General features: G+C 67.2%; 19 protein-coding genes. 4 read left to right on the forward strand and 15 right to left on the reverse strand.

The features are described 5' to 3' along the window. Nucleotides 1–91 precede the first annotated feature (91 nt). The 6 genes from kynU to AC1DZQ_RS07530 form a co-directional block, all read right to left on the reverse strand. Entirely contained in the window at nucleotides 92–1,339 is a 1,248-nt protein-coding gene (gene kynU, locus AC1DZQ_RS07505) for a kynureninase (RefSeq protein ID WP_476962921.1), read from the reverse strand. Beyond that, a complete protein-coding gene (gene kynA, locus AC1DZQ_RS07510; protein ID WP_476962922.1) occupies nucleotides 1,336–2,190 on the reverse strand; it encodes a tryptophan 2,3-dioxygenase in 855 nt (284 codons plus the stop codon). The genes kynU and kynA overlap by 4 nt, the downstream gene beginning before the upstream one ends. A gap of 99 nt (nucleotides 2,191–2,289) precedes the next feature. Next, nucleotides 2,290–3,273, reverse strand: coding sequence for a bifunctional riboflavin kinase/FAD synthetase (locus AC1DZQ_RS07515; protein WP_476962923.1), 984 nt, complete (start codon nucleotides 3,271–3,273; stop codon nucleotides 2,290–2,292). A gap of 191 nt (nucleotides 3,274–3,464) precedes the next feature. Continuing rightward, nucleotides 3,465–3,848 (reverse strand): hypothetical protein, encoded by a 384-nt coding sequence (locus tag AC1DZQ_RS07520; RefSeq protein WP_476962924.1) that lies wholly within the window; start codon nucleotides 3,846–3,848, stop codon nucleotides 3,465–3,467. A gap of 9 nt (nucleotides 3,849–3,857) precedes the next feature. Then, nucleotides 3,858–4,421 (reverse strand): P-loop NTPase family protein, encoded by a 564-nt coding sequence (locus tag AC1DZQ_RS07525; protein ID WP_476962925.1) that lies wholly within the window; start codon nucleotides 4,419–4,421, stop codon nucleotides 3,858–3,860. A 368-nt stretch (nucleotides 4,422–4,789) separates the two neighbouring features. Further along, nucleotides 4,790–6,649: an HNH endonuclease signature motif containing protein gene (locus tag AC1DZQ_RS07530; protein ID WP_476962926.1), complete on the reverse strand. Its 1,860-nt coding sequence runs from the start codon at nucleotides 6,647–6,649 to the stop codon at nucleotides 4,790–4,792. Between the two features lie 165 nt (nucleotides 6,650–6,814). Between AC1DZQ_RS07530 and AC1DZQ_RS07535 the strand changes: the two genes are divergently transcribed. Further along, on the forward strand, nucleotides 6,815–7,369 hold the full coding sequence (locus AC1DZQ_RS07535; RefSeq protein ID WP_476962927.1) for an NUDIX domain-containing protein: 555 nt from the start codon (nucleotides 6,815–6,817) through the stop codon (nucleotides 7,367–7,369). 28 nt (nucleotides 7,370–7,397) lie between these two features. On the opposite strand, the gene AC1DZQ_RS07540 is transcribed toward AC1DZQ_RS07535, so the two are convergent. From AC1DZQ_RS07540 to truB, 3 genes are all read right to left on the reverse strand, one after another. Continuing rightward, entirely contained in the window at nucleotides 7,398–7,904 is a 507-nt protein-coding gene (locus AC1DZQ_RS07540; protein ID WP_476963042.1) for a hypothetical protein, read from the reverse strand. A gap of 79 nt (nucleotides 7,905–7,983) precedes the next feature. Next, nucleotides 7,984–8,337, reverse strand: a complete 354-nt coding sequence (locus AC1DZQ_RS07545) for a hypothetical protein (RefSeq protein ID WP_476962928.1) — start codon at nucleotides 8,335–8,337, stop codon at nucleotides 7,984–7,986. Further along, nucleotides 8,337–9,290 (reverse strand): tRNA pseudouridine(55) synthase TruB, encoded by a 954-nt coding sequence (gene truB / locus AC1DZQ_RS07550; RefSeq protein ID WP_476962929.1) that lies wholly within the window; start codon nucleotides 9,288–9,290, stop codon nucleotides 8,337–8,339. The genes AC1DZQ_RS07545 and truB overlap by 1 nt, the downstream gene beginning before the upstream one ends. Before the next feature lie 83 nt (nucleotides 9,291–9,373). Here truB and AC1DZQ_RS07555 point away from each other — a divergent pair, with 83 nt between their 5' ends. Both AC1DZQ_RS07555 and AC1DZQ_RS07560 read left to right on the forward strand, forming a co-directional pair. Further along, entirely contained in the window at nucleotides 9,374–10,585 is a 1,212-nt protein-coding gene (locus AC1DZQ_RS07555) for a pyridoxal phosphate-dependent aminotransferase (RefSeq protein ID WP_476962930.1), read from the forward strand. Between the two features lie 92 nt (nucleotides 10,586–10,677). Further along, nucleotides 10,678–10,887 carry a hypothetical protein gene (locus AC1DZQ_RS07560; protein ID WP_026266615.1) on the forward strand — a complete coding sequence of 70 codons (210 nt, stop codon included), beginning with the start codon at nucleotides 10,678–10,680 and terminating at the stop codon, nucleotides 10,885–10,887. On the opposite strand, the gene trxA is transcribed toward AC1DZQ_RS07560, so the two are convergent. The 6 genes from trxA to AC1DZQ_RS07590 form a co-directional block, all read right to left on the reverse strand. Next, nucleotides 10,884–11,312 carry a thioredoxin gene (gene trxA / locus AC1DZQ_RS07565; RefSeq protein ID WP_476962931.1) on the reverse strand — a complete coding sequence of 143 codons (429 nt, stop codon included), beginning with the start codon at nucleotides 11,310–11,312 and terminating at the stop codon, nucleotides 10,884–10,886. The genes AC1DZQ_RS07560 and trxA overlap by 4 nt on opposite strands. Nucleotides 11,313–11,477: 165 nt before the next feature. Continuing rightward, entirely contained in the window at nucleotides 11,478–11,987 is a 510-nt protein-coding gene (rbfA, locus tag AC1DZQ_RS07570) for a 30S ribosome-binding factor RbfA (protein ID WP_476962932.1), read from the reverse strand. A 239-nt stretch (nucleotides 11,988–12,226) separates the two neighbouring features. After that, nucleotides 12,227–15,130 (reverse strand): translation initiation factor IF-2, encoded by a 2,904-nt coding sequence (infB, locus tag AC1DZQ_RS07575; protein ID WP_476962933.1) that lies wholly within the window; start codon nucleotides 15,128–15,130, stop codon nucleotides 12,227–12,229. 152 nt (nucleotides 15,131–15,282) lie between these two features. Further along, the gene (locus AC1DZQ_RS07580; RefSeq protein ID WP_476962934.1) at nucleotides 15,283–15,738 is read right to left on the reverse strand and encodes a YlxR family protein; all 456 of its coding nucleotides are present in this window, start codon (nucleotides 15,736–15,738) and stop codon (nucleotides 15,283–15,285) included. Between the two features lie 147 nt (nucleotides 15,739–15,885). Next, nucleotides 15,886–16,866 carry a transcription termination factor NusA gene (gene nusA / locus AC1DZQ_RS07585; protein WP_476962935.1) on the reverse strand — a complete coding sequence of 327 codons (981 nt, stop codon included), beginning with the start codon at nucleotides 16,864–16,866 and terminating at the stop codon, nucleotides 15,886–15,888. After that, complete coding sequence (locus AC1DZQ_RS07590) at nucleotides 16,866–17,483, reverse strand: ribosome maturation factor RimP (RefSeq protein ID WP_476962936.1); 618 nt, start codon at nucleotides 17,481–17,483, stop codon at nucleotides 16,866–16,868. The genes nusA and AC1DZQ_RS07590 overlap by 1 nt, the downstream gene beginning before the upstream one ends. A gap of 105 nt (nucleotides 17,484–17,588) precedes the next feature. Here AC1DZQ_RS07590 and AC1DZQ_RS07595 point away from each other — a divergent pair, with 105 nt between their 5' ends. Beyond that, the gene (locus tag AC1DZQ_RS07595) at nucleotides 17,589–18,830 is read left to right on the forward strand and encodes a DUF4439 domain-containing protein (protein WP_476962937.1); all 1,242 of its coding nucleotides are present in this window, start codon (nucleotides 17,589–17,591) and stop codon (nucleotides 18,828–18,830) included. Nucleotides 18,831–18,837 lie beyond the last annotated feature (7 nt).

The following is an 18,837-nucleotide window of genomic DNA, read 5'->3' on the forward strand; positions in this document are numbered from 1 at the left end:
CCGGATCCAACGTTTAGTTTAGTGGCACGTCCGCGGTCTTGTCGAAACCGCCGGCCGCGCCGGCCGACTCCGCCGGCGCGGATCTGCTTTCCTAGGCTCCGAGCAGCGCGCGGATGGCGGCGACGCCCCGGTACAGCTCCGCGAAGGACGTGCTGAGCGGCGACAGCCCGATCCTGATACCCTGCGGGGCGCGGAAATCGGGAATCACATCCTGGTCCCACAGCGTGGCCGTCATTTCACGGAAGGCCGGGTGGTCGATCGTCACGTGGCTGCCGCGCAGCGCCGGGTCTCGCGGGGTGGACAGCTGCACGCCGGCCGGTGCCAGCCAGGCGTCATAGAGTTCGAGGGCATAAGCCGTCAGCAGCCGTGATTTCTCCCGCAGCGAGGCCATCCCCGTTTCTTCGATCAGGTCGAGGGTGCCGCGCATGGCGAGCATCCCGAAGATCGCAGGGGTGCCGCTGAGGAAGCCGCGGATGCCGGGAGCGGCCTCGTAGCCCGGACCCATTTCGAACGCGTCCTTGCGCCCCATCCAGCCCCAGATGGGCTGCTGCAGTCCGGCCAGGTGCCGGGCGTTGATGTAGGCGAACGCGGGCGAGCCCGGTCCCCCGTTCAGGTACTTGTACGTGCAGCCTGCCGCGAAGTCGACGTCGGCGTCGTCCAATGCGATCTCCACCGACCCGGCGGAGTGGCAAAGGTCCCACACCACCAGGGCGCCGGCGTCGTGGACTGCGGCGGTGATGGCCGGCAGGTCCGCGAGGAAGCCGGAGCGGTAAGCGATCTGGCTCAGGACCACGACGGCGGTGGCCGGGCCGGTGGCGTCCTGCACCTGCTCGACGGTGACACCGGAGGCGGGATCGGCGTCGATCCAGCGCAGGGTGAGGCCTTCTTCGCGGGCAATTCCCTCCACCAAATAGCGGTCGGTGGGGAAATTGTCCGTGTCCAGAACGATTTCCGTCCGCGCCGGATCAGTGACGGCTGCAAGGGCGGCGCGGATGAGCTTGTACAGCACCACGGTGGTGGAATCGGCAATGATGGTCTGCCCCGGCGCCGCTCCGAGCACGGCGCGGCCGAGCTGGTCGCCGATTTTCTGGGGCAGTTCGAGCCATTCCTCGTCCCAGCCGCGGATCAGGCGGCCGCCCCAGCTGTCCTCGATGAAGCTGCTGATGTCGGTGACGGTCCGCTTGAGCGGCCGGCCCAGGGAGTTGCCGTCAAGGTAGGACAGATCCGTGTCCGCGCCAACGAACTGGTCACGGTACCCTGCCAGCGGATCGGCGGCGTCGAGATCCAGGGCGCGCTGCCACAGCGTGTCCGTTGCTTCGGTGTTGGCGGAGTTGCTCACTGGCCGATCTCCGTCCGCACGGCGAAGAGCTCTGGGAAGAAGGTCAATTCGAGGGCCTTCTGCAGGAACGCGGCGCCGCTGGATCCTCCGGTGCCGGCTTTCATGCCGATGGTGCGTTGGACGGTGCGCAGGTGGCGGAAACGCCACAACTGGAAGTTGTCCTCAAGGTCCACGAGTTCCTCGCAGGCCTCGTACGCGCCCCAGTTGCCGGCGGCGTTCTCGTAGATGTACTTAAACACCGGCACCAGCTCCGGGGAGAATTCGTGGGCCTTGGTGACGTCGCGCTCCAGCACGGAGGCCGGGACATCAAAGCCCTGGCGCTTGAGATAGGCGAGGAAATCGTCATAGATGCTGGGGGCTTCGAGCAGTTCGCGCAGCATCTCGTGAGCCTCAGGGTCCGATTCGAACACCGGAAGCATCTTGGCGTTCTTGTTGCCGAGGATGAACTCGACCGCACGGTACTGGCTGGACTGGAATCCGGACGAGTTGCCGAGGAAGCCGCGGAACTGGGAGTACTCGGTGGGCGTCAGGGTGGCCAGCACGGACCATTGCTCGGTGAGCGTCTTCTGAATGTGCTTGACGCGGGCGATTGCCTTCAGGGCGGACCCGAGGTCGTCCGACCGCAGCCACGCGGCGGCGCTGCGAAGCTCGTGCAGTACCAGCTTCAGCCACAGCTCCGTGGTCTGGTGCTGGATGATGAACAGCATCTCGTCGTGGTGTTCCGGGGTGCTGACCGGCTGCTGGGCGCTGAGCAGGGTGGGCAACTGCAGGTAGGACGCGTAGCTCATCCGCGCGCTGAAGTCCCGGACAATGTCCTGGTCCAGTTCCCTCGTGTTTTTCTCGATGGTCACGTCTCGTGCCTTCCTTGCCACATGGCTGCTGATCAGCGCGCGGCTCCAGTGAGTCAGAACATTGTCAGCGCGGGGGCCGACGCCGATCCGGCCCGGTTTTTAGCGGGCGAACAGGAGGTCATGGGCCTGGACGACGTCCAGGCGCATCTGCTCCACCAAAGCTTCAGCCCCACGGTACGCCACCATGCCGCGGAGCCTGGTGACAAATTCCACCACAACTGTCTGGTCGTACAGATCGAAGTCGTCGGGTGACTCCTCCGGGCGGTCGATCACGTGGGCCTCGACCTGGCGGCTCACGCCGTCGAACGTGGGGTTCGAGCCCACGGAGATGGCGGCGGGCCAGCGCGTGCCCGCCTGGTCGACGAGCCAGCCGGCGTAGATTCCGTCCGCGGGGATGTACCCGCTGGCCGTCGGGGCGAGGTTCGCTGTGGGGAAGCCGAGGTCGCGGCCGCGTGCGGCACCGTGCACCACTTCGCCGCGCATCCGGTGTGGCCTGCCGAGCACGGCAGCGGCGGTGGCAACGTCGCCCGCGCGCAGCGCCTCGCGAACCCACGTGGACGAACAGCGGCGGTCCGTGCCGTCGTCATCGTGGATGGGAAAACCCTCAGAGCCGAACTCGCTGATGACCAGCACCTCGAACCCGAGCTTCTTGCCCAGTTCCTGCATGGTGGAGAGGTCGCCGGAATTGCCGCGGCCAAACCGGGCGTCGTGGCCGATCACTACGTGGCTGGCCTTGAGGCTGTCCACCAGGACCGTCCCGACGAATTCCTCGGGGGTGAGGCTGGCGAGCTCCATTGAGTACTTCATCACCAGCACGGCGTCGAGGCCGAGCTCGCCCAGGGCCACGAGCTTGTCCTCCAGCCCCATGATGAGTTCGGGAGCCGATTCCGGACGGTGCACCTGCGCCGGGTGCGGATCGAAGGTGATCGCGACGGCGCGTGCGTGGTTCAATCGGGCGGTACGGATGAGCTGCGACAGCACCTGCTGGTGGCCGCGGTGCACGCCGTCGAAATTGCCGAACGTGACAACCGAAGGACCAAAGTCCGCCGGGACCTCGGACAGATCGTTCCAGATGTGGACCATCAACCTCGCCTTTTGCTGCCTGCCATGAACTCTTCCGGGGCGACCGTGCCGGCTCCGGAACTCTCTAAGATTACCCGCAATCCGGGCAACTCCCGGACGGTTCGACGGGCTCCCGGGGCAGCCTCGCGCAGGCCCGGCCGGAGGAACCAAGGTTAATGAGCGGCAGGTCGACGGTGTGAGGCAGGCGCGGACTATCGCCCGAGCAAAAGCCTCCGCTCGCTGTCGCGCACCGCCTGCTTCCGCCAATTCCGCCAGTGCAGCAGCACGGCGACGAGGATGAGCGGGACGTGCATCCCGGGCAGGATCCTCGCGAACCGCCGCGGCAGGTAGATATCCGTGACGGAACCCGAGCCGTCCCCCAGGTTATGCGCGACGACGGTCAGCGGGCACCGGAAGCCGGTGGCCGCAAAGATCAGCGATTCGCCGGCGACCACGACGGCGGCAGCCCTCGTCTTCCGGTCATTGCGGCCCGTGATGCCGGTGTACAGGACGTAGGCCATACAGGCCTCGATGACGAGCCAGGCAATGGTGTGGAACGTCTTCACTACCCACAGCATCAGACGGCGCTGGTCCATGCCTCCACCCTAGGCTCGCAGAGGCGGGCGTGGTTCAGAGGCTTTCGGCCCGCCCGGTGCCATGGCCACGCCCGCCAGCCAGGCGTGCATATCCCTGGGCCGCCGGAAGACGATCACGCTCGGCCCATCCCGAACGGCCTGAAGGTCCCGGACCGCCTGCATGTCCCCCACCGTCCGCGCGTCTGGATCCGCCGAAAGATCCCGGCCTGCCTGCATGTCCCCGATGACCCGTCGCTTTCGGGCGAAGGATTGAAAGTGCCAGCGGATTACTGAGTCCTTGGCGAGCACTCGGGCAAATGTCTCCCGGTTTCCGTTGCAGACCACCTGCCCGGTAACGATTCTCCGCGCTGTCCGGCGAACCAGGCGGGAAAGTGACAGCCAGCGGGGATAGTCAAGCGCAACCACCAACTCCGCCCGGGCCAAGACGAGGTCCCGCCAGCCGCCGTACGCGCTGTCGAGCACCCAGCGGTCCTGGGCCACGATGGCCGCGCCGAGGGCGCGTTGCCCGGCTGCATCTCGCTGCTCCCATCCGGGGAGCCAACCGATGCAGTCATCGACGGAAAACTCTGGCAACCCCGTCGCCTTTGCGTAGGCCCGGGCGGCAGAGGATTTGCCGCTGCCGGTCACTCCATAGAAGAGCACCCGAGAAGGAGATAGAGGCGGGAACGTGGTTGGACGCGAGTTGGTGGAGGACACGAGGATCAGCATGCCATGCGCACCCGCCTCCGCTCTGGACCGCCCCCGTTCAGGGGGGGACACTGAAAGGCACCTATTCCGAACCCAGAATCTACGGCTCCACAGCACACGTCCGTGTAGTGGAGGTCGAGAAGATCCTGAAGGTCGAACCGGGGCCGGGTGTGAGCCCGGGAGAGCCGCTGGTAGCAGGGGCTAGCCGGGGCGGACCATCTGCGGCGGCAGCGCTCCATCTGCGGCAATCAGGGCTAGTTGAGACGAAAGTATCTGTTCCGACGGGGGGCCTGGGCGGGGTCGACGTGCGGGGGCGGGATGAACCAGGGCATGCCGCTGCGCATCCGGATGGGCCACTGTTCTTTGTGGATCAGGTGGTGATGGTGCGAGCACAGCAGCGTCCCGTTGTCCGTGCCGGTGCTGCCGCCCCGGGACCAGTAGTCGATGTGGTGGGCCTCGCACCAGGACGCGGGGATGGTGCATTGCGGGAACGCGCAGCCCTGGTCCCGGGCGACGAGGGCCTTGCGGATATGGGGCGGGAAGACCCGGGAGGCGCGGCCGATGTCCAGGATCCGGCCTTTCCCGCCCAGGACGACCGGGATGATATCGGCGTCGCAGGCGAGCTTGCGCACGGTGGAGGCGGTGATCGGGCCGGTGAACATCAGCGAGCCGGTGCCCTGGTTCTGCGATCCGGCGCCGCCGTTTGGCAGGGCGGCAACCTCGCCCGGGATGCCGGTTCCGCCGAGCCTCTGGACGAGGTCGCGGTAGTCGATGGTGGCTATGACCTGCGGCCGGAGGCCGCCGGTGGCGGGCAGCCCTCCCACGGCGAGGGCGGCTTTGCAGGCACCGACCAGGCCGTCGAGCAGCCGTTGTGGCCGGGAGCGTTGGTCGAGTGGTCTTGCTTCGCCGTCCTCGTCGAACACCAAGGCCACCGCACTTGCTGGTTGCCCTGCGACGGCGGGTACCGAACCCGACGCGCTCACGGCTATCGGGTCTGGTTCGTCCACGGCCGCCGAACCCGACGCGCTCACGGCTATCGGGTCTTGTTCGTCCACGGCCGGGCCACTGCTGGATGTATCGCCACCCTCTGTGCGCGGGTTGGTGGCGGTGTTCATCACCGTCACCAGGTGTTCGAACTGGTCGGCGGTGGCGAAGATTTCCAGGTGGTGCAGGCCATGCCGGGGTTTCCGGATGAAGGCGCCCTGGATCCGGCGGAGCACTTCTTCGGAGGGTTCGGCGCCGTCCTGGTCCAGGGCCTCGGTCCACCGCCGCGCTATCCGGGCCACGAAATCGGCGTCATTCTCGATGGCCGTCCTGGTCAGGGCGTGTTCCATCGTAGCCGCGGCCTCGGGAAGGGAGATGTGCCGGACCCGGTCCAGGGCGAGCGTGATGATGGTGGCGGTGCGGGAGGCGACGGCACCGGAAGCGACGGCCTCGGCCAGCTCTTCCCGCAGCGGCGGCTCGGTGTGGCCGGCGGTGCCGGTACGGGGCAGCAGGTCGGCGGCAAGCGTGAGCCGGCGCCGGGCCTCGGCGGCGCTGATCCGCAGCCGTACCCGCAAAAACTCAGTGGCGTTCCGGCAGCCGTCGTCCGCCGCAGCGGCCAGGGCAGCCGGCCCGGCCAAGTCAATGCCGGGGCCCGTCCCGGGGTCAGTTCCACCGTCAGAAACGGCACCAAGTCCCCAGCCGGATCCGGCGTTAGACCCGCCGTCGGAATCCTGTTTCCACCCCGTGAGCCAGCCCGCCGGCGCCGCTTCCGGACCCCAGCCCTGGGCGGCCCCCGGGGTCCCGGCGGACTCTTTGCGTGTCCGGTCCACCGCCGCGGCGGCAACGAGCTGGAAGTATTCGACCGCGCGGGACAGGTCCTCGACCCGGCCGGCGTAGTCCGCTGCCTCCCCCAGGCCGAACTGGGCCGCATCCGCATCCGCCGTCGGGCTCGAAGCCCACAGCACGGCCAGCGCCGAGTCCACTGCCGCAAAGGCAGCGCCCGCGGCGCTCACAGTCCCGCCCGCTGCGTCAGCGGCGCCGGGAACGGCAGTCAAGCGGGGAAGCCGGGAGGACACCGCCGGGCCGGCCCACGGGGCCCGATCCGGGATGAACTCTCCAATGGCTTCCATAACTAAACACTGCCAGAGGGGTACGACAGAAAATGATGGACCTGGTTCCGCGGCATGACTCCGGGTAAGAGCGACCGTTGGCCGGCAGCACCCAGCCACCCACCGCACGTAACACGGCGTACGCTGCCCGCCCTCCTAGGGACCAGCCCGTGGCAAGCTGTAGGGATGGACAGCACAGCCGCGCGCCACGCCGGGGAGTCACCATTCGCACCACCGCTGCCGGGCGATCCGCGCCACCCGTTGGGCCCGCGCGATCCTGGGGACGCCTGGGTCGACGGCGACCGAGGACGGTTCTGGGGACGGTTCGGTTCCGCCGGGCTCCTGGTCCACGACCCCGCCAAGGGAATCCTGCTCCAGCACCGCGCCTTGTGGAGCCATCAGGGCGGCACATGGGGGCTCCCCGGCGGCGCCCTGCACCACGGAGAAGAGGCCATCCACGGGGCGTTGCGGGAAGCACAGGAGGAAGCGGCCGTCCCACCGGAGAACGTCCGTGTCCTGTTCACATCGGTGTTCGACGTCGGCTACTGGTCTTACACCACCGTGGTTGTCGAAACACTGCAGCCCTTCGAGGCCGCGATCAGTGATGCGGAAAGTCTCGAACTGCAATGGGTGGGGATTGACGACGTCGGCAGCAAAGAACTGCACCCCGGCTTCGCCGCGGCGTGGCCGGGACTGCGCACCCGGCTCACGGAGGCCTTGCGCGTAACCAGTCGGGCGTAAGCGGGCCTCCCCGGGAGTACAGCCCGCCCTATCCCTGTTGGGACGAAGGCCGCCGGCGGTACAGCCAGATGAGTCCCAGGATCGGGAGCAGGAGCGGGATGAACCCGTAGCCGCGGCCGAACAAGGACCACACGGTCTCATGCGGGAAGTTCACCGAGTCGAACACGCTCAGTGCCCCCACGACGAGGACGCCGACAAGCTCCACCAGGACCGCCGCCACGGAGACCTTGAACGCTGTGCGGCCCGGCTTAGCGAGGGACACGGTGGCCACCACGTAGACAACCGCGGCGAAGGCGGACAGCAGGTACGCCAGCGGCGCTTCGGAAAACTTCGTGAGAATCTGGTAGCCGGCCCTGGCCGTTGCCGAAATCGCGAATATGGCATAGACAGCAATCAGCAGCCGGCCGGGTCCGGTATTCCGGGTATTGGTCGGGGCCGGCGCGGTTTCAGTCGCCCCAGTGCCAAGCGCCCCCGTTTCCGCCGGCGTAGCTTCCGTGGAACCAGTAGCTGTCGGCACAGCGTCCGCCGGCCGAATGGTCCGGGAGTCCGGCCCCACCGGGTTGCCCGGGCCGTCCTGGGAGGATTTTGCGCTCACGTTTTCTGCCTCTTCCATGTCAGTACCAGATCTGGTTCATGCGGGCCGCCATCACCAGGGCTGTGAAACCGATAGCGGCCAGGACGAAGTTGCTCCAACGGGTCCGCTCCAGGATGGCCCAGTAGACGGCGCCGATAGGGAGCAGCAGCGCCGTTGCCATATAGCCCCAGAACTCCCAGGGCTCCCCCGCGATCTGCTCTCCGCTGGCCACCCGGACAACCGATCCGACCAAGTAGATCAGGAGCGAAAGTTCGACGGCGGCCACCGACAGGATCGTCGTGTCGTTTGGCGCCTTTTTCATGATGCCTGCAACGGCACAAATGATGGTGGACAACAAACCGACCACCAGAATGATGTAGAAATACGCGTCCACTACTGGCCGGCCTGCTTTTCGTTCGCCGGCTTTTCATTGGAGCGTTTTTCATTATCCGGTGCGAATACGAGCACCGGCTTCGCGTAGCTACCCGCATCAGCCAGGAGCGCCACGAGCGAACCGTCCGGCGCGAACGCCGCTGCCGGCTTGTCCGCGGTCGCTGCCTCCGGCGTGCCGGCCGAGGCTCCAGCGGCGATCCTGCGGCCGAAGGAAATCTCGGTGGTTTCCGCCTCGCTGAGTTCACGGTTCGGCATGAGCGCCCGGGCCGCGTCCGAGATCTCCAGGACGTCCAGCTTCTCGGCCAATTGTTCGAGGGTGTGCGCCTGACCAAGGGTGTAAGGACCCACCTGAGTCCTGCGCAGTGCCGTCAGGTGGCCGCCGACGCCGATGGCCTCGCCAAGATCGCGGGCCAGGGCACGGATGTAGGTACCGGAGGAACACTCCACGGTGACGTCCACATCGAGGGCCTCGCCATCGCGCACGCGGCTGAACTGGTGGACCTCAAAGCGGTGGATCGTCACGGGCCGGGCCGCGAGTTTGACCTCTTCACCGGACCGGACCCGGGCGTAGGCGCGTTCGCCGTTGACCTTGATGGCGCTGACGCTGCTGGGAACCTGTTCGATTTCCCCGGTCAGTGCGGCGACGCCGGCGCGGACGGCCTCTTCGCTGACCCCGGCGGCGCTGCGGGTGGCAGTGACCTCGCCTTCGGCGTCGTCCGTCACGGTGGATTCACCGAGCCTGATGGTGGCCGTGTAGGTCTTGGAGGTGCCCACGATGTAGGTCAGCAGCCGAGTGGCCTTGTTGATGCCCACCACCAGAACGCCGGTGGCCATCGGATCCAGTGTCCCCGCGTGGCCGACCTTTCGGGTACCGGCGATCCGCCGCATCCGTCCAACCACATCGTGGCTGGTCCAACCTTGCGGCTTGTCTACTATCACCAGTCCAGAAAGCACGCCTCCCAGTATATGCGGGCCAGCCGTGCCCCAATGCCCACCGACCAGCCTCACCGTGGACGCCGGGCGTTAGGATGGCACACATGCCCGAGCTTGCCGCACATGTCCGCGACGTCCCGATCAACCAGATCCGCGAGATCACCGAAGCCGCCTGGGGAACGCCCGGTGCGATCGTGCTGAGTATCGGGGAACCGGGGTTCGCAGTCCCCCGCCACGTCCTTGAGGCCGGCATGGCCTGCCTGGACCGGGACGAGACCAACTACACACCTAACGCCGGGATCCCCGCCCTGCGGGAGGCCTTCGCCGCCCGCTTCCGTGAACACAACGCGACGCCGGTCGGCGCCGAGCGCGTCTACGTGGTCGACGGCGCCCAGCAGGGCCTGCACTTCGCCATGAGCCTGCTGCTCTCCCCCGGGGACGAGATCCTCATCCCCAACCCCGGCTACCCCACCTTCGCGATGACGAGCAGCCTGCTGCACGCCGTTCCCGTCCGCTACCCGCTGTACCCGGAACACGATTTCCAGCCGCGGATCGAGGACATCGAGGCGCTCATCACGCCGCGGACCAAGGTGCTGATCCTGAATTCTCCGTCCAATCCGCTCGGCGCAGTCCTGGGCGAGGACCTGACGCGCCGCCTCGTGGAGCTGGCAAGGCGGCACGATCTGTGGGTCATCTCCGACGAATGCTACGAGGCGTTCACCTACGATGTCCCGCACGTCAGCCCGGCCCGCTTCGACAGCGACGTTCCGGGCGAAGCACGCGTTTTCACGTCGCTCACGCTCTCCAAAACCTACGGGCTGACGGGACTGCGCATCGGCGCGCTGATCTGCCCGCCGGGGCTGGAGCAGAAGATGAACAACGTCATGGAGTCGATCGTGTCCTGCGTGGCCTCGCCGTCGCAGTACGCAGCGCTGGCGGCGCTGACGGGTCCGCAGGACTACGTGAGCCACGCCCACGCCCATTACCGGGCCAATCGCGACGCGGCCTCGGCGGTGCTGCGCTCCCACGGCATTCCCTATCTCGCGGCCCAAGGCGCGTTCTATCTGTGGGCGGACGTCTCGCATGCCAGCGGCGGGGATGTGCGGACATGGACGCGCCGTTTCCTGGCGGACTCCGGCGTGGCTTTCGCCCCCGGCACGGCGTTCGGCTCCATCGGTGAGGGCTGGATCCGCATTGCGCTCTGCGGGAGCCAGGCCGATCTTGTGGAGGGCCTCGGGCGCATCCCTGCACGCGAGCCGGCGGGCACCGGTGGGTCCACCGGCCCTATCGCCGGAGAAGCTGGCGCCCTAGCCTGAGCTCACGGCGCTTCGAGGCTGGCCCGCTGTCCTGGCGTCGGGCTGTCCTGGCCCGTCAGGGCGCCGTGGATTTCCGGCCGAGGGAGTACATCGTGTGGTGGCAAGACCTGTTGTGGGGTTTCTGGAATGGGCTGACGGCGTGGATCGTCCTGATCGCCCATGTCTTCGGCTTCTGGAGTGAATTCCCGTTCTACAACTCCGCCCGTGCGGGGAACTGGTACGACTTCGGCTACCTCCTGGGCATGGGATCTCCCGTGCTGGGCGGCGGACTGGGAGCCCGGGGGCGCTCCAAACGCCGCTAGGCCGACAGTGCGGCGTCGAGCCAGCTGCGGAGGGCGGCCGACGGCGGCGCACCAGCCTGGCGGGCAGCCACCGCCCCCTTCTTGATGACAAGCAACGTCGGGATGGCCTGGATATCGAACCTCCGGGACAACCCCGGTGAAGTGTCGACGTCGACCTTCACCAGCTTAAACTTTCCGGCCCGCTCCTGCGCCAGCTTGTCCAGCACCGGGCTGACCATCCGGCACGGCCCGCACCACGCGGCCCAGAAATCGACGAGAACCGGAACGGTAGACTGCTCCGCGACAACCGGGAAGTCGGCATCTCCCGCCGCCACGATCCAGGCAAGATCCCGGCCGCAATTGCCGCAGCGCGGGTGCCCGGCAGCGGCCGCGGGAATCCGGTTGGTCTTCCCGCAGTGCGGGCATTTGGTCAGGCTGGATTCCACGGCACTCCGCCACCTTTAAGCATACCTGGGGTCATTGATGCTTCTATGTTCGTCAAGCGGGGTCCGGTCGTCCACCTGCAACGGCAGCTAGGTCTTTCCGAACGGATACGGAAACAGCAGGGGCCGGATCCGTTACCGGTTCCGGCCCCTGCTGTGGAAGTACTCTTAATTGTTGCGGTCCTCATCGATCGCGTCGTTGTCGATGAGGTCCAGGTCCTCTTCGTCAAAGTCGTCCTCGTCGAGCTCCACGTCCTGCGGCGTGTCACTCTTGTAAGGATCTGCGTCGCCGGCATGCTTTGCACTTTCGGCAAGCGCGGCCACCTCGGCGTCGCGCTTCTTCGCCGCGCGGAGCAGTTCCTCCAGGTTCGAGGCGTTGACGGGGATCTGGTCGGCCACGAACTCGAGCGTCGGAGTCAGCCGCACGGTGATGTTCCGGCCGACTTCCTGCCGCAGTACGCCCTTGGCCTTCTCCAGCCCCTTGGCAGCATCGGCCTGGGCCACTTCGTCACCGAACACGGTGTAGTAAACAGTTGCGTGCTGCAGGTCGTTGGTCACCCGCGAGTCGGTCACGGTGACGCCTTCCAAACGGGGATCCTTCACCCTCCGGCCCAGCGCCTCAGCAACGACAACCTTAATCCGCTGCGCCAACTTGGCAGCCCGTGCGGGATCAGCCATTTCCACTCCTAAAAATTTGGATGTACGACGGCGCATGTTAGGCGGGGTCGCTCGTTTCAGTTTTCTGCCACGCACTACGGTGAGTCAACGACGGACTCCCGTTGGAATTTTTCCGGCGGCCCGGGAGTGGCATCGGGCCTGCCGAAGCTGGGCGGCACGGGATCGCAGATCCATTGCCGCCCAGCGTAGGGGCGGGGCCGCCGGAAAAATTCCGACGGCCCCACCCGCGAAGCAACACCTTAGACGCGCGGCTTTTCGCGCATCTCGAAGGTCTCGATGGTGTCGCCTTCGGTGATGTCGTTGAACGAGCCAAGACCGATACCACACTCGAAGTCCGTACGGACCTCGGTGGCGTCGTCCTTGAAGCGCTTGAGCGTCTCAACGGTGAGGTTGTCACCGATGATCTTGCCGTCGCGGCTGATGCGGGCCTTGGCGTTGCGCCGGATAACACCCGAGCGGACGATCGAGCCTGCAATGTTGCCGAACTTGGAGGAACGGAACACTTCGCGGACCTCGGCGGTGCCAAGCTGGACCTCTTCGTACTCCGGCTTGAGCATGCCCTTGAGGGCTGCCTCAATGTCATCGATTGCTGCGTAGATGACGGAGTAGAAGCGCATGTCCACGCCTTCGCGGTCTGCCAGTTCGGCAACACGCTCGGCAGGCTTGACGTTGAAGCCGATGATGACGGCGCTGTCGACCGTTGCCAGGTTGACGTCGTTCTGCGTGATCGCACCGACACCGCGGTGGATGACGCGGAGCTGGACACCTTCGCCGACGTCGATCTTGAGCAGCGCGTCTTCGAGGGCTTCCACGGCACCGGACACGTCACCCTTGAGGATGAGGTTGAGGGTGTCGATCTTGCCATCGGCGACGGCCTGGTCGAAGTCTTCCAGGCTGATGCGCTTGCGGCGCTTGGCCAGGGCGGCGTTGCGGTCGGCGGCTTCACGCTTCTCGGCGATCTGGCGGGCGGTCCGCTCGTCAGCAGTCACGAAGAAGGTGTCACCGGCGCGCGGGACGTTGGACAGACCCAGCACCTGCACGGGGCGGGACGGGCCGGCCTCGGTCAGGGCGCTGCCGTCGTCGTCGAACATCGCACGAACGCGGCCGTGGGCCGTGCCTGCCACGATGGTGTCGCCGACGTGCAGCGTACCGGACTGAACCAGGACGGTGGCCACGGAACCGCGGCCCTTGTCCAGGTTGGCTTCAATCGCGATACCGCGGGCGTCCTTGTTCGGGTTGGCGCGCATGTCCAGGGCAGCGTCTGCGGTGAGCAGAACGGCGCCGAGGAGCTCGTCGATGTTCAGGTTCTGGCGGGCAGAGACCTCCACGAACATGGTGTCGCCACCGTATTCTTCCGGAACCAGGCCGTACTCGGTCAACTGGCCGCGGACCTTGTCCGGGTTGGCGCCTTCCTTGTCGATCTTGTTCACGGCCACGACGATCGGCACGTTGGCCGCCTGGGCGTGGTTGAGGGCTTCAACGGTCTGCGGCATTACGCCGTCGTCCGCTGCGACCACCAGGATGGCGATGTCGGTGACCTTCGCACCACGGGCACGCATGGCGGTGAACGCCTCGTGGCCCGGAGTATCGATGAAGGTGATCTTGCGATCGATGCCTTCGTGGGCGTGGGTGACCTGGTACGCACCGATGTGCTGCGTGATGCCGCCGTGCTCGCCCGCCATAACGTCGGACTTGCGGATGGCGTCGAGCAGGCGGGTCTTACCGTGGTCAACGTGACCCATGACGGTGACAACCGGAGGACGTGCCTCGAGGTCTTCATCGCCTTCGGCTTCCAGTTCGGCGTCGAAGTCGATGTCGAAGGTGGAGAGCAGCTCGCGCTCCTCGTCCTCCGGGGACACAACCTGGAGCTTGTAGCCAAGCTCCTCGCCGAGCAGTGCGAAGGTCTCTTCATCCAGCGACTGCGTGGCCGTGGCCATTTCGCCGAGGTGGAAGAGGACCGTCACCAGTGCGGCGGGGTTCGCCTCGATCTTGTCGGCAAAGTCCGTGATGGACGAGCCACGGCGAAGCCGGACTACGGTGTTGCCGTCGCCGCGGGGTACGCTCACGCCACCCAGCGACGGAGCACTCATCTGCTCCAGTTCCTGACGCTTGGCACGCTTCGACTTGCGCTGCTTGCCGCGACCTGCGCCGCCCTTACCGAAGGCACCCTGGGTGCCGCCGCGACCGCGACCGCCCTTACCAAAGCCACCACCGGCCGGAGCGCCGCCACCGGCACCGGGAGCACCGGTACCTGGAGCGCCACCCGGACGGCCCGGACCACGGCCGCCGCCGCCGGGACGGCCGGCACCAGCGGGTGCGGGACGTTCGGTGCGGTTAGGCATCATGCCGGGAGTCGGGCGGTTGCCGCCGGCTCCTGCCGGACGGCCAGCGCCGGGAGCGCCGGCCGGACGCGGGGCGCCGGGGCGGGGGCCGCCTGCGCCTGCTGCCGGACGGGGACCACCCGGACGGGGGCCGCCTGCGCCTGCTGCGGGGCGCGGACCACCGGGGCGTTCACCCTCGGTGCGGCTTCCGCCCGGACGGGGCATGCCCTGGGAAGGAGCGAACGGGTTGTTGCCCGGACGCGAGGGACGTTCGTTGTCGCCGCCGCGGCCGCGGGGCATGCCCTGGGACGTGGCGAAGGGGTTGTTGCCGGGACGGGGACCGCCCGGACGCGGTGCAGAACCGCCCTGGCGTGCCGGAGCAGCCGGGGTTTCAGCCTTGGGGGCCGGACGCGCGCCGGGCTTGACGCCCGCCGAGGGAGCGGCCGGGGCCTGGGCAGCGGGGGCTGCCGGAGCCTGGGCGGCGGGGGCTGCCGGAGCGGCGGGCGCGGCGGCAGGTGCCGCAGCGGCCGGAGCCGGAGCTTCAGCCTTGGGTTCCGCAGCCTTGGGCGCAGCGGGGCCAGGCGCGGGCGCCGGACGGGTCGCTGCCGGGCTGGCAGATGCCTGGGGGGCGGACGCCGGAGCTTCGGACTTCGAAGCTGCGGGGGCGTCGGGGTAAGCGTTGCGCAGTTTCCGCACAACGGGAGCCTCGATTGTTGACGAGGCGGAGCGAACGAATTCGCCCAGTTCCTGCAGTTTGGTTACTGCATCTTTGGAAGTAATACCGAGCTCTTTAGCAAGCTCATGTACGCGGACCTTGGCCACATTTCTCCTGTCTCGGTCCGCACCGAGCCAGGCACGAACCGTCTACTTCTTACTGCGGGCCTCCGCCGCGAATGCAGCTGAAAGGCCCATTGCAGAGCGCAACAAAGTTGTCATCGTTGCGCACTCATCGCTGGGAACTCATCGGGTTTCCATCAGTTTTCTGACCCGCTTTCAGGTTGGACGGTTGTTGCTGCGGCCACCGGGGTGCCCACGGCTTCCGTGCCGGCAGTGATCCGGCGTTCCACATCAGCTGTACCGGTTGCGCCCTTGAGGGCGCGACCGAACGCTCGACGTTTGACCGCCAGTGCCAGGCACTTTTCGCTGGGGTGCAGCCATGCTCCCCGGCCAGCCATCCGGCGTCGTTCATCCACCACGACGGTGGACGAACCACCGGCGCCGGCGACGAGCCGGAGTAACTCCGACCGCGACCCTTTTTGTCGGCATCCGATACAGGTGCGCTGCGGCTGATTCCCGAGGTGTTGCACATGTGCCACGTTCGAGTATCTTCCTGCCAGTACAACTGCTTGGTGAATCACCGCGTCCCGGGAATCTGGGAAAAACCCAGACGCGCCAAAGACACACGGATACCGGCCGTTAGGCGCGGTCATGTCTATTCTAGCCCCTCCGGCGCCCGGGTCCCGAACCCAGGCGTGCCGGTCAGCTTGGAAATCACGGCTGACCCGTGAGAGCGCACACAGGCTGCGGGCCGCGACGGCGGCCCGCAGCCTGTGTTCGTGCGCTTACGCGCCTGCGCTCTATTTAGCGGTGTTGACGGCGGCGTCGGAGACGATGTCGATTCGCCATCCCGTGAGCTTGGCGGCGAGACGGGCGTTCTGGCCCTCCTTGCCGATGGCCAGGGAGAGCTGGTAATCGGGAACCACCACCCGTGCCGAACGCGTCGCCTCGTCGGTGATCGTGACCGAATTCACGCGCGACGGCGAGAGGGCGCTGGCGATGAAGGTCGCCGGATCGTCGTTGTAGTCAACGATGTCGATCTTTTCGTCGTTCAGTTCGGTCATGACCGCCCGGACACGCGAACCCATTTCGCCAATGCAGGCACCCTTGGCGTTCACGCCGGGGGTGTTTGCCTTCACGGCGATCTTGGTGCGGTGGCCGGCTTCGCGGGCCAGCGCCACAATTTCAACCGACCGGTCCGCGATCTCGGGAACTTCGAGTTCGAAGAGCTTCCGGACGAGCCCGGGGTGGGAGCGGGACAGCGTGATGGACGGGCCCTTGGTGCCGCGGTGGACGTCGATCACGAAGGCGCGCAGCCGGTTGCCGTGGATGTACTTCTCGCCGGGAACCTGCTCGGGCGGCGGCAGCAGTGCCTCCACCGTGCCCAGGTTCACCTGAATCATGTGCGGGTTGTTGCCCTGCTGGATGGTGCCAGCCACAAGCTCACCTTCACGGCCCTTGAACTGGCCCAGCACGTTGTCGTCCTCAGCGTCCCGGAGGCGCTGCAGGATGATCTGCCGTGCGGTGCTCGCCGCGATGCGTCCGAAGCCCGCGGGCGTGTCCTCGAATTCGCCGATCGGGGCGCCGTCGTCGTCGATCTCGGTGGCCCAGATGGTCACGTGGCCGCTCTTGCGGTCAAGCTCGGCCCGGGCCTTTTCGAAGGCGCCGGGGGTCTTGTGGTAGGCCACCAGCAGTGCCTGCTCGATCGTTGGAATCAGGAGATCCAGCGGGATTTCACGCTCACGCTCCAGGAGTCTCAGCGCGCTCATGTCAATATCCATTAGGCCTCCTCAGAAGGTCCATTGTTTGCTTTTTCCAGACCGGCCTCTTCGAGGTGGCTGAACTCTATCTCGACTTTTCCGCTGCGGATCCTGTCGAAAGGAAGCTTGACGGGCTCACCCTGCTTGGGCTTCATACCCTTCTTGACGGCAATTTCCGGGACGAGGGTGACTCCCCCGTCATCCACGGACTGGACCCTGCCGGTGACGTTGTCACCCTGGATCACGTTCACGTTGACCATCCGTCCGCGGGCGCGGTGCCAGTGCCGCTCCGCGGTCAGTGGACGTCCGACGCCGGGTGAAGAGACCTCGAGCTCATAGGGCCGCGCGTCCATGCTGGGGTCGTTATCCAGGGTGTCCGAGAGAGTCTTGGAGATCTCCGCTATGACGTCGAGCCCGACGCCCCCGGTCTCCTCCTGCGGCAGGTCCACCACTACGTGGACTACCCGGTTGGCGCCGGCGACATGGATGGATACGTCTTCCAGGTACAGCCGGTTCGCCAGCACTGCGGGTTCCAGGAGTGCGTACAGGCGCTCGGCCTCGACATTTTGAACGGGTGCGGCGTCAGCCTTTCCCGTCCCGGTCCGGTCTGTTGAAGTCGTGGCTTCTGCGTTGGTCATGATGCCGGCCGCCTCCCGCTAGATAATGTTGTGTGTACTAGCCTAGCGATTTTCCGGGCGGCGTGGTGCACGGAGTTCCCGGCCGGCATGACAACATGGTCTGTTGTGAAAGACGACACCAGGGAAAAGCGATGGCAGGATCACTTTCCCCGGCTGCTCCCCCGCTACGTGCTTCTGGCGTTCCTCGCTCTGGTGGTGGTGAGCCTGGGGGTGGTCCTGACGCCGGCCAGGCCGCCGGAGCCTGCGAAACCGCCCTTTTCTGAACAGGCGCGCGCCGCCGCACTGGCCGAAACCGTGCAGTTGTTGGACGCCGGCAGCCGGCTTGGCTCCGCGGCCCAAGCCGGTTCAAAGGACAGTTCGGCGGAGAGCACGGGCGGCCATTTGGCCGCCGCCGGGAGTCCCGCCGTCGAACGAACTGTGACGTTGCTGACAACCCAGGCGCAAGCGCTGCTGGCACCGGGCGAAAGCCCCGCAGCCATTGCAGCGTCCGCCGACGCCGGCCAGGCAACGCCCCAGGCAACCTCCTCCGAAGCTGCGTCGCCGTCCCCTGCCGGAGCGCCGGGCGCCGATCCGTCCGCCGCACCTCTGCCGGCGACCGCCGCCGGGATGGTGGCGGCTCTCGCGGACAGCGGCCGCCAGCGCCTCGCGGACGCTGCCGTGGCCGACGGCGGCATGGCACGGCTGTTGGCCGCCGTCGGCACTGCGCAGCTGCTGCAGGCGTCCGCCCTCGCCGCCGAAACCGGAACCCCAGCGCCAGCCGCCGACGTAACGTCACCGCAGCTGTCCGGCACCTGCCCGTCCCCGTCCGCGACGTTGCCATCCGCTGAGGGCCAGGCCGCAGCAGAACAATCCGGAGCAGAGCGGTCCGGAGCAGAGCCGTCCGCGGCCGCGTCCAGCCTTAGGGGCGCCCTGGCGGCGGCTGTCCGGACCGAAGCGCAGACCATCTACGGCTACCAAGTGGCCCTGACCCGGCTGGACGGCGACGAGGCGAAATCAGCGGCCGCCGATCTGGCCCGCCATGACGTGCTCCTGAGCGGCGCGGAATCCCTGAGCCGGCTGCACTGTTCCGCGGTGCCGCCGCGCGAGGCCGGCTACACTTTGGGGCCGTCCTTCCTGGCCTCCCCCGCCGCCGGCCTCGGCGACCTGGAAGCCGCCGCGCTGCCAGGGTACGGCGACCTCGTGGCGCTCAGTGAGGGCGGGACCCGGCAGTGGGCCATCGCGGCTCTGTTCGGCTCCGCGAAGCGGGCGGTGCTGTGGGGTGCGGATCCCGGCGCCCTGCCGGGCCTGGACCGCGCGGCGCTGCCAACCCAGCCGACAGGCGAAACGCCAACGCGACCCGCAGGCTGAAGCCCAT

The organism is Arthrobacter sp. P1_C12_2 (assembly GCF_056406415.1).